This is a genomic window from Chroococcidiopsis sp. CCALA 051 (assembly GCF_003015105.1).
GTDB lineage: Bacteria > Cyanobacteriota > Cyanobacteriia > Cyanobacteriales > Chroococcidiopsidaceae > Chroococcidiopsis > Chroococcidiopsis thermalis.
Window position 1 is genome coordinate 21,758 of the sequence record NZ_PYCI01000062.1, and the last position, 14,201, is coordinate 35,958.

At 43.9% G+C, this 14,201-nt stretch carries 14 protein-coding genes; 7 read left to right on the forward strand and 7 right to left on the reverse strand.

What is annotated here, in order from left to right:
• Positions 1-86: 86 nt before the first annotated feature.
• Positions 87-1,625: a VanZ family protein gene (locus C7Y66_RS16350; RefSeq protein WP_106546407.1), complete on the forward strand. Its 1,539-nt coding sequence runs from the start codon at positions 87-89 to the stop codon at positions 1,623-1,625.
• A gap of 92 nt (positions 1,626-1,717) precedes the next feature.
• On the opposite strand, the gene C7Y66_RS16355 is transcribed toward C7Y66_RS16350, so the two are convergent.
• Positions 1,718-2,677: a ChaN family lipoprotein gene (locus tag C7Y66_RS16355; RefSeq protein ID WP_106546408.1), complete on the reverse strand. Its 960-nt coding sequence runs from the start codon at positions 2,675-2,677 to the stop codon at positions 1,718-1,720.
• Positions 2,678-2,820: 143 nt separating this feature from the next.
• Between C7Y66_RS16355 and C7Y66_RS16360 the strand changes: the two genes are divergently transcribed.
• Positions 2,821-3,780 (forward strand): alcohol dehydrogenase catalytic domain-containing protein, encoded by a 960-nt coding sequence (locus C7Y66_RS16360; protein WP_106546420.1) that lies wholly within the window; start codon positions 2,821-2,823, stop codon positions 3,778-3,780.
• A 6-nt stretch (positions 3,781-3,786) separates the two neighbouring features.
• On the opposite strand, the gene C7Y66_RS16365 is transcribed toward C7Y66_RS16360, so the two are convergent.
• Complete coding sequence (locus C7Y66_RS16365; RefSeq protein ID WP_015155487.1) at positions 3,787-4,074, reverse strand: hypothetical protein; 288 nt, start codon at positions 4,072-4,074, stop codon at positions 3,787-3,789.
• A gap of 523 nt (positions 4,075-4,597) precedes the next feature.
• Between C7Y66_RS16365 and C7Y66_RS16370 the strand changes: the two genes are divergently transcribed.
• From C7Y66_RS16370 to C7Y66_RS16380, 3 genes are all read left to right on the forward strand, one after another.
• On the forward strand, positions 4,598-5,446 hold the full coding sequence (locus C7Y66_RS16370; protein WP_106546409.1) for an AraC family transcriptional regulator: 849 nt from the start codon (positions 4,598-4,600) through the stop codon (positions 5,444-5,446).
• A 248-nt stretch (positions 5,447-5,694) separates the two neighbouring features.
• Positions 5,695-6,300 (forward strand): hypothetical protein, encoded by a 606-nt coding sequence (locus C7Y66_RS16375; protein WP_106546410.1) that lies wholly within the window; start codon positions 5,695-5,697, stop codon positions 6,298-6,300.
• A 111-nt stretch (positions 6,301-6,411) separates the two neighbouring features.
• Positions 6,412-7,287: a 16S rRNA (uracil(1498)-N(3))-methyltransferase gene (locus C7Y66_RS16380; RefSeq protein ID WP_106546411.1), complete on the forward strand. Its 876-nt coding sequence runs from the start codon at positions 6,412-6,414 to the stop codon at positions 7,285-7,287.
• A 62-nt stretch (positions 7,288-7,349) separates the two neighbouring features.
• Here C7Y66_RS16380 and C7Y66_RS16385 read toward each other — a convergent pair whose 3' ends face one another.
• The 3 genes from C7Y66_RS16385 to patD form a co-directional block, all read right to left on the reverse strand.
• Entirely contained in the window at positions 7,350-8,093 is a 744-nt protein-coding gene (locus tag C7Y66_RS16385) for an ABC transporter permease (RefSeq protein ID WP_181246443.1), read from the reverse strand.
• 125 nt (positions 8,094-8,218) lie between these two features.
• Positions 8,219-9,214 carry a 1-acyl-sn-glycerol-3-phosphate acyltransferase gene (locus C7Y66_RS16390; RefSeq protein ID WP_106546413.1) on the reverse strand — a complete coding sequence of 332 codons (996 nt, stop codon included), beginning with the start codon at positions 9,212-9,214 and terminating at the stop codon, positions 8,219-8,221.
• A gap of 129 nt (positions 9,215-9,343) precedes the next feature.
• A complete protein-coding gene (gene patD, locus C7Y66_RS16395; protein WP_106546414.1) occupies positions 9,344-9,703 on the reverse strand; it encodes a heterocyst frequency control protein PatD in 360 nt (119 codons plus the stop codon).
• 298 nt (positions 9,704-10,001) lie between these two features.
• Between patD and C7Y66_RS16400 the strand changes: the two genes are divergently transcribed.
• Positions 10,002-12,323, forward strand: coding sequence for a bifunctional (p)ppGpp synthetase/guanosine-3',5'-bis(diphosphate) 3'-pyrophosphohydrolase (locus tag C7Y66_RS16400; RefSeq protein ID WP_106546415.1), 2,322 nt, complete (start codon positions 10,002-10,004; stop codon positions 12,321-12,323).
• A 272-nt stretch (positions 12,324-12,595) separates the two neighbouring features.
• Here C7Y66_RS16400 and C7Y66_RS33005 read toward each other — a convergent pair whose 3' ends face one another.
• Complete coding sequence (locus tag C7Y66_RS33005) at positions 12,596-12,727, reverse strand: hypothetical protein (protein ID WP_255410000.1); 132 nt, start codon at positions 12,725-12,727, stop codon at positions 12,596-12,598.
• Here C7Y66_RS33005 and C7Y66_RS16405 point away from each other — a divergent pair, their 5' ends adjacent.
• Positions 12,728-13,657 carry a hypothetical protein gene (locus tag C7Y66_RS16405; RefSeq protein ID WP_106546416.1) on the forward strand — a complete coding sequence of 310 codons (930 nt, stop codon included), beginning with the start codon at positions 12,728-12,730 and terminating at the stop codon, positions 13,655-13,657.
• A 168-nt stretch (positions 13,658-13,825) separates the two neighbouring features.
• Here the strand turns inward: C7Y66_RS16405 and C7Y66_RS16410 are convergent, their stop codons facing one another.
• A complete protein-coding gene (locus C7Y66_RS16410; RefSeq protein WP_106546421.1) occupies positions 13,826-14,128 on the reverse strand; it encodes a DUF3082 domain-containing protein in 303 nt (100 codons plus the stop codon).
• Positions 14,129-14,201: the final 73 nt, after the last annotated feature.

The following is a 14,201-nucleotide window of genomic DNA, read 5'->3' on the forward strand; positions in this document are numbered from 1 at the left end:
AGACAACTTGAAATCTTTAAAAAAACACTCCGTCAAACTACGGATGAAGCGCTAAGATGTACCAGAAGCCGTACATTACTTAACATATGCACGTTCATCCGTCTGCCAGCAACTCAACTATACGTAGTCTGCGCCAATTCTTAGTTAAAAGTGCGCCCTACATTGTTATTGCTAGCATTCTTCTTGTAGTTATTGCCACTCTTTTCCCTTTCAATTTCTCTAGGGATGAAGGTGGCTCTCTGAGATATTTTTTTAGCAATTTCAAACATTCTAGTCATTTGGGCGATAAGATTAAGAATATATTTTTATTTATTCCATTTGGCTTTAGTCTAACCTGTTTTTTGCAGGCAAGAAAGTTCAGTTTATTATTAAAACTAGTTTCAGTTATATTTCTTAGTTTTATTCTATCTTTCGTTGTAGAAACGCTCCAAATTTTCTTGCCTTCTAGAGAAACCTCACCTGCCGATCTCTTCACTAATAGCTTAGGTGGATTTATCGGGTTTTTATGTTTTTATATCTGGAAATTTAAATTTGTTAGTTATATTTTAACTTTAATTGAAAAGAACAAAAATCGGTTTAGTTTTCCTATAGTAGCAATTGCTTTTTTAGGTTATTTAGCTACATCTATCCTGTTTACAGTTCCGTTACAATCCACAAATAACTTAAGTACTTGGGATTTAAATTATCCTCTCATATTAGGCAACGAACGTACAGGTGAACGTCCTTGGGAAGGATTTATTTCAGAAGTCGCTTTTGCAGATAAAGCATTTTATTCAGCAGAAATAGAGCGCGTGTTTGCCAGCCAAAACTGGTGGAATAATGTAGATACACCTTTGATAGGAAACTATCAGCTAGACAGACAAAATTACAGCGATCGCGCGGGAAACTTGCCCGATTTGAGCTGGCGAGGGCAACTACCAGAAATAACAGACGATCGAGGAGTCTTTCTAAGCGATCGCCATTGGCTGCAAACAGATACTCCTGTGAATCGACTCAATCAAAGATTACAAGAAACCTCTAAGTTTACAATAATAACAACAATTGCAACTGCTAAGTTTCAACAAAAAGGACCAGCTCGAATTATTTCTATTTCAGATAGTAATGGTAGGCGCAATTTTACTTTAGGACAACAAGGCAATAATTTAAACCTGCGACTGCGAACACCGATCAACGGTGTTAATGCTCAGTATTTAGACACAAACGTGCATAACGTTTTTACAGATAAACAGTTTCACAAGCTAGTTATAACATATGCTAATTCAGGGTTGCATGTCTATGTAGATAACTTACAAAACCGATACAATATTAACCTTCTAGAAGTATTACCAAAAGAAGATCGAATTCTTTACTATGGCTTGATATTCATTCCTTTAGGAGCGCTATTAGCAATTGTTATTACACTAGCAAAACAACAATTCATCCGTTATACATTGTTTTATGCTGGTGTTTTATTGCCAACTCTGATTGTAGAAACACTCTTAGCAATGAGTAGTGGTAGAAGCTTTGAAATAGCAAATATTTTACTTGGTATGCTGATGACAGCCTCTACAACCTTAATTTTGAAGTTGCAAATTCCTTTTTGGTTGAGAAATAAAGTCTTAAATTTTGCTAATCATAAAACCTAAATTAGCACCGTATAATTCAGTTTGATTCAGATAAGACGATCCCCTCAACCCCCCTTAAAAAGGGAGGCTAGCCGAGATAGTACAATTTAATCTTACTGCCAAATATAATCTGCTATCGGTTGGTTAGAATTAGTAGCAGGATCTTGAGGAAGACTTAACAACACAGAAACCTGTGAGAATTGCGGAGGCATTCTTCTAGCTACGCGGCTCAGAATACCATAACCATAAATAATATGTCCTTGCCCAGCAATCACGGCAACTTGATGCTTAGGATTAGCTTTGACAAACTTAGCAACTTCTGCTGCCATAGTCTCATCCCATAAAACCTGAGCTAAAAAAAAGCGATCGAACCCGCTACTATTACCTCGATTGGAATGTTGATGCTGTGCAAAAGTTTTAGCTAAAATCTGACGGTAAGCAGCATTATCAGTCCGAATTTCTGAAGCAGGAGGAATAATTTTTCGCTGTTGAGGTGTGAGACTATCTAAACCTGCTTTTGCAACTTGACGAGTAATTTCAGAAGGCGTGTTCACAGCTAAAACTGACAATTGTTTCTCTTTCGCAAATCTGAGTATAGGCGCATAAGACTCCCAAGAATATCCCCATCTTTGCTCGTATTCAGTTTGTTCTAGCAAGTCTTTTTCAGTCAACTTACCAGCTAAATAGCTATCGATCGCATCTTGATATGGTATTTGAAACATCTCCATCGCGATCGCGACTTGAGGATTTCTTTTTTGTAACTCTTGAATTATTTTTAACTGAATTTTGCGATCTCGGTCGCGATCGTGAGTTTCTCCCAAATACAGCACACGTGCTTTTGCTAATTCTTGTAAAGCCCTTGACTGAGTAATCGTAACGTCCTCTATACTACAACTTTGATTCTGAATAGAGACATTTACCTTAGAGAAGTCTGGTACAATAATTTGTGGACGACAATTGTTGACTGTTTTTTGAGCATTTACAGACCAATTGCAAATCAAAAAAATACTTAACACGCAAATTAATAAATAAATCGAACTTCGCCATTTCCACTTTTTGATTAACTGCTGCATCTTCTTCTTTGAGCTATTTATAAAACATGCAAACAACCTTTTGCGGTCTTTCTTAGCGTCTTATCGTCTACTCTACGAGAAGCCGCTGCGCGTCTATGCGTGACATTAAAATAAATCTCAGCTTTTATCAACCAGCTATCAAAATGAAAGGACTCTGGCTCGAAAACAACCAATTACAACTGCGTACAGATATCCCCACTCCCGAACCTTCCCCAGGAGAAGCCTTAGTGCGCGTCCTACGAGCGGGTATTTGTAACACCGACTTAGAACTGATCCGGGGTTACTATCCTTACACGGGTATTCTAGGTCATGAATTTGTTGGCGTAGTCGAACAAGGACCCACTCATCTAGTTAACCAAAGGGTAGTAGGAGAAATCAATGCTACCTGCGGTCAATGTCGGTTCTGTCGCAACGGACAGCCAACCCACTGCGAAAACCGCACCGTATTGGGAATCGTCAACCGTGATGGAGCCTTTGCCGACTATCTCACCTTACCAGCCACAAACCTACACCCTGTACCAGACACTGTTTCTACGGAAGCTGCTACTTTTACCGAACCTATCGCCGCAGCATTAGAAATTCAGCAGCAGGTGCAAATTCAGGCAGCAGATCGCGTGTTAGTAGTGGGAGATGGTAAGTTAGGGCAGCTAGTCGCCCAAACCTTAGCTTTAACTGGTTGCGATTTATTAGCTGTAGGCAGACATCAGGAAAAACTGGCTAACTTAGAAGCAAGAGGGATTAAAACAGGCTTAGCTGAAACCGTAACCGACAGATCTTTCGATCTTTCCGTCGAGTGTACGGGCAATCCAGCAGGATTTGCGATCGCCCGTCGTGCGTTGCGTCCTCGCGGTACGCTAGTACTCAAAAGCACCTATGCAGGTAACTTGAGTTTTGACGCTTCCGCTTTGGTTGTAGACGAAATTACCCTCATCGGTTCCCGTTGCGGACCTTTCCCCGCTGCCCTAAATTTACTCGCCACTCAAAAAGTAGACGTTCAACCGCTAATTCACGCTCGTTATCCGCTGAGTCAAGGACTAGCCGCCTTTGAACGCGCTCAAACACGCGGTGTGATGAAGGTCTTATTAGAAATGGATCGAGATTGAGCTAATTTAGTACAGCAAGGGATTGGTTTTCGCTTGGTAATCCATGCAAGTAATTGCTGCCTCGGTATTAGCAATCGTAGGTTGTACCGTACATTTCAGTCGATAATCTCCTGTAAAAAATTGACAATTCGTACAGGGAATTTGGTGCAATTTTTGACTGGTAGCTACACTGTCTCGCACGGCGCTATAGAGACTCCAAACGATGAGAGCTACAATTGCCCAAGCACTAACAAAGCAGACCGGAACTAAAATTGGTTGGATAGCCTGAATGACAAAATAGATGAATTGCAACACAAAAACTCCAAAAAGCAAAAAACTGAGAACGTAAGTACGAGTATTTGTCTGTTTGATGACTTGTAGAAAATTCTACAAAAAACAGCTTGAATTCACACTCCTCCCTATGTTGGGTTTATATAGAAATTAAGTAGCTTTTGACACAAAGCTGTCAGTTATCAAGCAGCAGGGAGCAGTGACCAGTGACCAGTGACCAATGACCAACTTAACGTAAAACTACTGAGACATTAGGCATGAGTTCACAAATAAAATAAATTCCTCAGTAAAAATGCGCTTGGAGCGATCGCAATAAAGAGGATACCTTGTGTCCAGTTGCGTTCCTTTATACCAACGATAGTCACTTTAGGGGATTGCCTGGGAAACGGGAACGATTGTTTCTCCTTTCCCCTTTCCCTTTAATTGCCGAGCTGCTATCTCTCTGAAAATCTTATACTTTCCTGGTAGGTATGAGACGAGCCTCGCTATCTAGAATGACATCCCCTGATACATTAATATCAGACACCAGTAGAGCCAATACTAAACTATGTCTCATGGCGAACATCCCGAGCATTTACATCTTTTAGAGGCGGGATGGGATGGCTTTCATTTCATCTATGAGTTAGAACCCGCTGATGAAATGCCTGCGAGTTACATGAGTCAGCATCTCGTGATTATTGCTTTAGACAATTTTCGGGCAAGCTTCGATTTCAATGGCAGCTGGCAACATATAGATTACGCTCAAGGCGATATTGGCATTTTTCCAGCCAGCCAATTGTTCCCCAGAACGCAAGTGGATCGCGAAGTCCCTATTTTAGATCTATTTCTCGCTCCTGCCACTCTATACCGTACTGTTGATGAATCTATCGAGGAAAATTGTATCGAACTCATACCCCAGTTGCAATTACGCGATCCGTTGATTCAGCAGATAGGGTTAGCGTTGAAAGCTGAGTTAGCGGTAGGAGGTGCGGAGAGTCGGTTATATGCAGAGTCGATGGTGACGGCGCTTTCGGCTCACTTGTTACGCCGCTATACTTCTCGCCAGCAGACAATTAGAGATTATCGAGGTGGATTACCTAAGTATAAACAAGACCGGGCGATCGCCTACATTCACGAAAATTTAGATCGCAACATCACTTTGACAGAACTCAGTAATGTCGTTAACATGAGTCCTCACTATTTTGCGACTTTATTCAAACAATCTACCGGACAATCGCCGCATCAATACATTACGAAATGCCGGATTGAGACAGCAAAGCATTTACTCGCCAAGCAGGAACTCACAATCGTAGAAATCTCTCAGCAAGTAGGTTTCCAAAATCAAAGTCACTTCACGAGAATATTTCGCCAACACGTCAAGACTACGCCAAAAATTTATCGAGACAAGCAGAGATAAGTCAAAAGTTAAAAGTTAAAAAGCTTTTTACATCAATTCTGTTTTTCTTTGCAATAAACTCAGCGTTGTAGTCCCCCTTTTTAAGGGGGGGTTGGGGGGATCTTCTAGCAGCGTAGTCAGAAAGAATTAGTATTAGGGGAAAAGTTTTTGGAAGAATAGAACATTTTTCGGAACAACAGACAAGACAGTACCTAAAGGCGATCGCTAAATTAACTACCAATTGGTATCCTCAGTTGGAGTCGTAAACTATGACAGACACTAAACTCCCATTACAAAAATGGGGTATTGTCGGTTGGTCGGCGCTGGTAGTTGGTACGATGGTTGCTACCATCTGGCTGGTCAATGGATTAGACGAACAAGGGATGCGGATGGCAATTAGAGCCACTGCTCGTACTTCTTGCCTTCTGTTTCTCTGCGCTTTTGTCGGTTCGGCACTGCATCGAATGCGATCTACTCCTCTTTCAGTCTGGCTACTGAAAAATCGCCGTTATTTCGGGGTATCAATGGCAGTGTCCCATACATATCACGCGATCGCAATTTTTGGCTTATGGTATGTCACTGCTGGAACTGCACCTAAGTTCGAGTCTTTCACAGCGTTCGCCATACTAGGCTATATCTTTCTAATTGCCATGACGATAACATCTTTCGATCGCCCAGCTGCTTTGTTAGGACAGAGAAGATGGAAAGTTTTACATACTACAGGGATGCACTTTTTCTGGCTGGCTTTTACGGTTGAATTCAGCTTCAAAATTGCCAATTCACCACTGATTTATTCACCCTTTGTTGTCTTGTTAATCGGGGTTATGGTGCTGCGTTTAGTGACTCCTAGAAGGCAAAGAAAGTTAGCTAGCTAATGTTTAGCCTTCTTCTACCAATCTGAAGAACAACCAGGCTAATGGCTTTATCTCGGTGGCACTGCCAATGGATGATGGGATCGAAATATTCTGTAACTGTAAATATACTTCATGTCTCAACTGCAACGAATCGTCATCGCTTCCACACAACTGCAACAGCAGCAAATTGCCCTCACATCGCAGCAACAGCATTATCTCATGCGAGTCTTGCGGCTGCGGCAGGGCGATCGCTTTATTGCAATGGATGGCAAAGGTCAATGGTGGTTAGCGGTATTAGCAGAGACAACAGCACAAATTCTAGAACAAATGCAGGTGCAAACTGAGTTACCTGTAGAGATAACTCTGATGGTGGCGCTACCCAAAGGGAATGGATTTGATGAAGTGGTACGCGCTTGTACTGAATTAGGAGTCAATTGTTTTGCTCCAGTAACCAGCGATCGCACTTTACTCCATCCCAGCCCGCAAAAACTAGACCGTTGGCGGCGAATTGCAATTGAGGCGGCGGAACAATCGGAACGCCAAATCGTACCGACGATTTTAGATCCCGTCCCGTTTAGTACGGGATTGTTGTCGGTGACAGGCGATCGCAAGTATATCTGTGTAGCGCGGGGAAATTCGCCTCATTTATTTACAAGTTTGCAATCGATCCCCCTTAGCCTCCCTTCAAAAGGGGGGTTGCCGGATTCTCTCCCCACTTCACCAGGGGAATTAGACAGTTCTCACCCCCCTTTACAAGAAAATTCTAGCCCTCCTTCGCAAGGCAACTCTAGCCCCCCTTTACAAGGGGGGTTGGGGGAATCTATCGTCATTGCCACAGGTGCAGAAGGCGGCTGGACGACAAACGAAGTCGAAAATGCGATCGCGGCAGGATTTCAACCCGTCTCCTTGGGTAAACGGATCTTACGCGCAGTTACCGCTCCCATCGTCGCTGTATCGCAAATATCTGCGATTATAGAAATGAGTAGGAACTCTGAAAACCCTGCATAAAAGTCATTTCTTCAGAGCTTGTACCCTAAATTTTGACTTTTAACTTTTGACTTTTGACTTTCTTACGAATTCTCTTTCTCACCGCGATCGCGAATATATTCTGCCAAGAAAGCAACGCACCCAGAAATAATAATTAGGATGACGCTCAAGGCATTAATATCGGGTTTGACTCCCGTGCGGATGCGACTGAAAATTTCCATTGGTAAAGTGTTAATGCCGCTTCCAGCTGTAAAACTGGAGATGAGAAAGTCATCTAAACTCAAAACGAAAGCTAGCAAACAACCAGCAACAATTCCAGGCATTAACTGCGGTAACAAAACCTTGACAAAAGCTTGCAATGGTGTCGCACCAAGGTCGAGTGCGGCTTCTTCTAGATGGGGGTCTAACTTTGCTAGTCGCGCTGTCACCACAATTCCCACGTAGGCAAGGCAAAAGACAATATGAGCGGCTACAATCGTCCACAAGCTTAATGGAATGGCAAACGTAGCCAGAAAGACGAGGGTAGCTACGGCGATCGCAATATCGGGAACAATCATTGGTAAGTATGAAATACCGCGATAGATCGTCTTCCCAGGAAATCGATATCGTCCTAAACCTACTGCCATCAAGGTTCCCAAAACAGCCGAAATGATGACAGCACATACAGCCACAACCAAACTATTTTGTAGTGCTGTCAGGATGCGACTATCTTGAAGCAACTGTTGATACCATTTGAGCGTGAACCCTTGCCAGCCAGCACTGTAGGGAGAAGTATTGAAACTATAGAAAGCAAGAACAAAGATCGGCAGGTACATGAAAAGATACATCAGTACCGAAAACGTGGTTTGCCAGGTAAAATCACGAGCTTTGGTTTTGGGATGTTTCACACAGTTACTCTTCTCCCGTCAGTTAACTTAGTATAAACAGGCAAAAGGTAGAAAAGCTCGAATCTTCACTTGTCATCACTGCCGCTTAATATACAATTAATCGCATTTTGCAACTTATCTCTGAATGCTTGAGCTTCTTGATATGCTGCAACTCTCTCGCGACGAGAGGTACGATCTTTGAGGTCTACTCGATATACAGGTTGGATAAAGTAACGCAAACGCGATCGCATTGCCCATACTCCCATAGAAGGAAATAATGCGAACAACGGCATTAAAGGCGATAGAGGTAAGAAAGGTAAGCCGAATATCTTACCAATGTGTTGCAAATTCAAATTAATGGCAAATGGATGTAAAAGTTCATTGCCAAGACAAACAACTGGCAGAATTGGGATTTGGTGGCGATCGCTCAAACGAATAAAACTCGGATCGAAACTTGCCAATTGATACCTTTGCTGCCAGCCTTTACTAGGTCCCCGCAGTCCTTCAGGTGCGTATAATAATACAGTTTTTTGGGCGATCGCTGTCTCAAATTCCTCTTTTTCTGCCCTCACGCCGCCTAAAACTTGCGACCATCCAGGGGGTAACCACCAAATCATCCAAGGATGATCGAATAAAGAAACTCCGGCTAATGGTTTAACGTTCCATTCCCGTGCCGTACCTAGTAGATAAGCTAGTACGATAAAATCCCACGGAAAAGACATTCCGGCGTGGTTCATCGCCACAATCATCGATTCTGTTTCCGGCAAGTTTTCGATTTGCCTCAGTTCGCCGCGGTAGTAATATTTGGCAATTGGCGCTAAGACTTCATCGCGAAAAGCCTGTTGATAGTTGCGATCGAATTGCACCGCTTGTTGACGCGGAAATCGACAACCCAAGCGCAACCACCGCAGTAACAAGGCGATGTAAAATCCACCTGGGAGTAGAAATAATCCATACTCTAACCAATTCCAACCATCAGGATCGGCGTGATAGTGTTGCCAGTGACGGTTAAATAGGATCAGCCAGCCGGGAGGATACCAAAGGCAAAACCGATCGAACCAGGTAAATTGATAGCTACTCACGCTTTTGTCACTGCCCTAAACTACCCTACCTCATCCTAAATAAATTCAATTTGATTGGGGCGGCGATCGCAGTCCTTGGTGTATTTGCGATCGCGTATGCACCTAGAGCTTAAATTTACCAATTTGCATCTATACTCCCAAAATCGCCTCACAATAACTCAGTAGAGTCTGAAGGCGTTGGGTAATCTGCTGCTGGCGGGTTTGTAGTGTCTGAGGTTGTCTAGCAGCTTGCAAAAATGTCACATCCATGATTAACAAGTTGAATTGCTTGCTAATTTCCGTTTGCAGCGATCGCACTCTCGACTCTACCGCTGGATCGATATCTTGACTATCTAAACTGGCAATCTGTTGCTGAAAGTATTGTTGTGCTGCTAATACATTCTGGCGCAGTCTGGGGGGGTTCACCTCTGGTGCTGTCGCTGCTTGTTGTATTCCCTTTAGCAGTTCGCTCAGTTTCTGATAGCACTGATAATAAAGATCTGGCAACATAGAGCGGATTAATAAGATATTATTAGTGTAAAGAATTATTTTTCAAAGCATAAAGTCCATTAATCTACCTGAGCGAATAAATTTGAGATTAAACCAGTTCGAGATTGAACCAGCTTGAAATTCAACCGCTTTGAAATTTGTCTTATTGCGTGCAATTTGGCAAGATATTTTCTCAATACCTCGATTTCTACAGATCTATTGCCATATATACACTTCGGCAATAATTTCAGCCACAAGATTGTAGTTTATGCTACGCTTACTCATCCCCCAAAATTAAAGAGTGTTTGAAGCCGCCCCCATGAACACCCTGACTGCTACTGCCACCACTGTTTGTAATTCCTACGAATGTACTATACCTGACTGGTTACAAACCTGCCTTGTAGAGAATTCGGAATTCGGAATTCGGAATTCGGAATTGGAAGCACAGCAAGCTCCTGCATTGCCGACAGATAATCAGCTAATTTGTCGTGCTTTTAACTTTGCTTACCAACTGCATCAAGGGCAATACCGCAAGTCAGGAGAACCTTACATTTGTCACCCCGTAGCTGTAGCGGGTTTGCTCAGAGATCTGGGAGGTGGTAGCGCGATGATTGCAGCCGGATTTCTTCATGACGTAGTAGAAGATACGGATGTAACCCTAGAGGACATAGAGCAACAATTTGGCGCAGAAGTCAAGCATTTAGTAGAAGGTGTTACAAAACTATCTAAGTTTTCCGAAACTTTTTCGAGTAAAACGGAACGGCAAGCCGAGAATTTTCGACGCATGTTTTTGGCGATGGCGCAAGATATTCGCGTCATTGTCGTGAAACTTGCAGATCGCCTGCACAATATGCGAACTTTGGAACATTTACCCGATGAAAAACGCCGTCGCATCGCTTTAGAAACCAGAGAGATTTTCGCTCCGCTGGCAAATCGGCTAGGTATCGGAACATTTAAATGGGAATTAGAAGATTTAACCTTTAAATACCTCGAACCAGAAGCATATCGTCAAATTCAAGACTTAGTAGCGGAGAAGCGGACGGATCGAGAAGCAAGGCTGACCCGGGTGATTGAAGTTTTGCAGCAGGGAATGGCGCAATCACACATTCAATGTATCGATATTAGCGGTCGTCCCAAGCATCTATATGGTATCTACCAAAAAATGCAGCGACAGCAAAAAGAATTCCACGAAATCTACGATCTAGCTGCAATTCGGATCATCGTCAAAACTAACGAAGAATGCTACCGCGCTTTAGCCGTGGTACACGACGCTTTCAGACCGATTCCCGGTCGATTTAAAGACTATATCGGCTTACCCAAACCCAATCGCTACCAGTCTCTACACACTACAGTAGTCGGTTTTACGGGTCGTCCTCTGGAAGTGCAAATCCGCACGATCGATATGCACCATATTGCCGAGTATGGGATTGCCGCGCACTGGAAGTATAAGGAAACGGGTGGCTCTAGCCATACCAAGTTTACGCCTGTAGATGAGAAATTCACCTGGTTGCGCCAACTCTTGGAGTGGCAGAACGACCTCAAAGATGCTCAAGAGTACTTAGAGAGTATCAAGGACAATTTATTTGAAGACGAAGTTTATGTCTTCACTCCCAAGGGTGATGTTGTGCCTCTCACCCCTGGCTCGACAGCAGTAGATTTCGCTTACCGGATTCATACAGAGGTGGGAAATCACTGCGCGGGGGCGAAAGTTAATGGCAGAATGGTGACGTTGGATACAGCCTTAAAAAATGGCGATATTGTAGACATTTTAACCCAGAAAAACAGCCATCCCAGTTTAGATTGGCTGAATTTTGTCAGAACTTCCGCAGCAAAAAACCGAATTCGACAGTGGTACAAGCGATCGCGGCGGGAAGAAAACGTCGCCCGCGGACGGGAATTGTTAGAAAAAGAATTGGGGAAAACAGGTTTTGAAGCCTTGCTCAAGTCAGAACCGATGCAAGCTGTAGCCGAACGCTGCAACTATCATAGCGTCGAAGACTTACTTGCTGCCCTGGGTTACGGGGAACTGACGTTAAACCTCGTTCTCAACCGCTGGCGAGAGATCGTGAAGGGGCAGCAACTCATTCCTACCGAACCAGAAGTTCCTCTCAGTTTAATACCTGCAAATGCAAAATCACCCCGCGAAGCAGCAGTTGCACCTAAATCTCGCGCTAGCGAATCGCCGATCGCAGGTGTGGAAGGATTGCTTTACCACCTGGCAAAGTGTTGCAGCCCAATCCCAGGAGAATCTATTATTGGTGTCGTAACCACCCGTTCTCAGCGTGGGATCTCGATCCACCGTCAAGGCTGTCAGAACGTCGATAACATCCCTTACGATCGCCTCGTCCCCGTCAGTTGGAACGCTAACGGCGATCGCAATCCCCGTCCGCAGACTTACCAGGTCAACGTCCAAATTGAAGCGATCGATCGCGTCGGCGTATTAAAAGATATCCTGTCTCGTCTCAGCGACCAAAGTATCAACGTCCGCCATGCTTCCGTCAAAACAGCCAACGGTCAGCCAGCAATCATTGAATTAGGCTTAGATATTCGCGATCGCCATCAACTCGAACAGATCTTCAACCAAATCCGCAAGATGAGCGACATTATCGACCTGCGCCGCGTCGGTCAAGTGGATGAATGAGTGACTATGTAGAGACGTTACATGTAACGTCTCTACTGATTATGACTTTTTCAGACCTTTCCTCACTAGTCAACTAGGGAGCCATTTAGCGTCGTTTGGCGAAGTGCTGTCTATTTCTGACTTTTTCATGCTGGCAAAATCGAAGCCGTATTTTAATCTGTATTCATGGTCAAATCAGCCTTGAAGCAGTTACCAAAAGTTTCAAGCAATGATTTTTGTACAGACGTTACATGTAACGTCTCTACACTGATAACAGACCACCCTTGGGAGGATTAGGAACGACAAGACTGCAAGTGTTGCGCTCCCGATAGGGGTAAAAACCAAAATACAACTGCCGCGATCGCGCTATTCGTCCAACTAAGCACGATTGACCCAGCAGTATTGAGTAAAGTAAGGAGTCGCAAATGCAGGTTGTCACATTACCTTTAGAATCAAAATTTACAGCTAGCCAAAACACTACATTTGAAAATATATTGCAAGCTTGGCACTGGCAATTAGCATTTGACTATCCCGATCGCCGTGTAGCTACTAGAGATAGTATTGTTTGCTGGCTAATAGGAAACCATTTCGAGCAATTCGACCAGCTTGACGCAGAGCAAATCCGACTGATCCAGCAAGGGATGGCATATCGCTATCGGATTTTGCAGAATCGTTATTTGGGACAAGCACCAGAACAGGGCTATCGTCGTCTCATGACTCGCTTAGGTAGCCTAGCCGTGCTGCAAAATAAGATTCGGATGATGGTAGATCTCAGCCGCGATCGCCGCCGTCAGGTAACGGAAGTATTACAAGAATTTTTGCAAGATTTACTGCAACGCGATTGCTACTTACAACAACAAATGACGGCGATCGCTAAATGTACGGACGATATTTGCCTACGACATGCCTTACTATTTACGACGATTGAAGAATACTGCTTGCGACCAGTTCGCAATCAACCGCTGATCGTTTATCGCTTGATCAATTACATGCGCCGCCTCTCGCCAGGAGGAGTGACGCAAGTTCCAAAACATGGAGAGATTCGGATTGTCTTTGCCCAAATTCCCACAGAAGACAGCGATCGCAGTTTCAGCTTGTTAGATGCCCAAGCGATCGAGCAAGATCGCGAGCAAGAAGAAGCAGCCGAACAACAGCAGCAGCGAGATGAAATCAAACAGCAGCTATCCAAATATCTAGAGCAAAAGTTAGGACGTTTAGCCGTAGAGTGGTTAAATTTATACCTCCAAGGACAATCGCAGCAGGCGATCGCTTCTCAGTTAAATTTAACGACTAAAGATGTTTATCGTCTGCGCGAAAAAGTTTGCTATCATGCTATGCGGCTTTTTCGGAAGTAACGCGGCATCTTTCTTTTGTTCCCCCCTTAAAAAGGGGGGAGCCAGGGGGGATCTTCTTTCCGTGAGTGGCGCAGTGCTGCGATCCCCCAACCCCCTTATAAAGGGGGCTAAGAGCAAAGACGCACATGAGATAAGTAACATCTTGCAGGGGCGCACATCTGTGCGCCCCTACTCCTCTTTTTTCGTCAGTTTTTGAATCGAAAGTTGAATCGCAAGTGCAACTAAACCGATAGCGACAATACCGAATATACCCGTACCTAGTGCCATGATTCCTACAACCAGAGTACGGACGGCAGCAGCAATATTAACGACAGTAAAATTATCAGAATGAATTGGTTTGCGGGCAAACGTTTGAGCGATCGCGGCTGTGAGAGAATAGGCTGCAAAAGCAATTCCTGCCGAAATAACTGCCCCACTCAGACAGCGTAATGGAGTGGGTTCTGGCGTTTGTGTGGTTCGATCGTCTGACATTGGTAATTGGTAATTGGTAATTGGTAATTGGTAATTGGTAGTTGGTTGACCGCTCCCTTGTCCCCCTTCGCCC

Excerpts from the sequence above, each read along its gene's own strand:
- C7Y66_RS16350 (WP_106546407.1), top strand. The coding sequence starts at position 87 with ATGCACGTTCATCCGTCTGCCAGCAACTCAACTATACGTAGTCTGCGC.
- C7Y66_RS16355 (WP_106546408.1), bottom strand. The coding sequence starts at position 2,677 with ATGCAGCAGTTAATCAAAAAGTGGAAATGGCGAAGTTCGATTTATTTA.
- C7Y66_RS16360 (WP_106546420.1), top strand. The coding sequence starts at position 2,821 with ATGAAAGGACTCTGGCTCGAAAACAACCAATTACAACTGCGTACAGAT.
- C7Y66_RS16370 (WP_106546409.1), top strand. The coding sequence starts at position 4,598 with ATGTCTCATGGCGAACATCCCGAGCATTTACATCTTTTAGAGGCGGGA.
- C7Y66_RS16375 (WP_106546410.1), top strand. The coding sequence starts at position 5,695 with ATGACAGACACTAAACTCCCATTACAAAAATGGGGTATTGTCGGTTGG.
- C7Y66_RS16380 (WP_106546411.1), top strand. The coding sequence starts at position 6,412 with ATGTCTCAACTGCAACGAATCGTCATCGCTTCCACACAACTGCAACAG.
- C7Y66_RS16385 (WP_181246443.1), bottom strand. The coding sequence starts at position 8,093 with ATGTATCTTTTCATGTACCTGCCGATCTTTGTTCTTGCTTTCTATAGT.
- patD (WP_106546414.1), bottom strand. The coding sequence starts at position 9,703 with ATGTTGCCAGATCTTTATTATCAGTGCTATCAGAAACTGAGCGAACTG.
- C7Y66_RS16400 (WP_106546415.1), top strand. The coding sequence starts at position 10,002 with ATGAACACCCTGACTGCTACTGCCACCACTGTTTGTAATTCCTACGAA.
- C7Y66_RS16405 (WP_106546416.1), top strand. The coding sequence starts at position 12,728 with ATGCAGGTTGTCACATTACCTTTAGAATCAAAATTTACAGCTAGCCAA.
- C7Y66_RS16410 (WP_106546421.1), bottom strand. The coding sequence starts at position 14,128 with ATGTCAGACGATCGAACCACACAAACGCCAGAACCCACTCCATTACGC.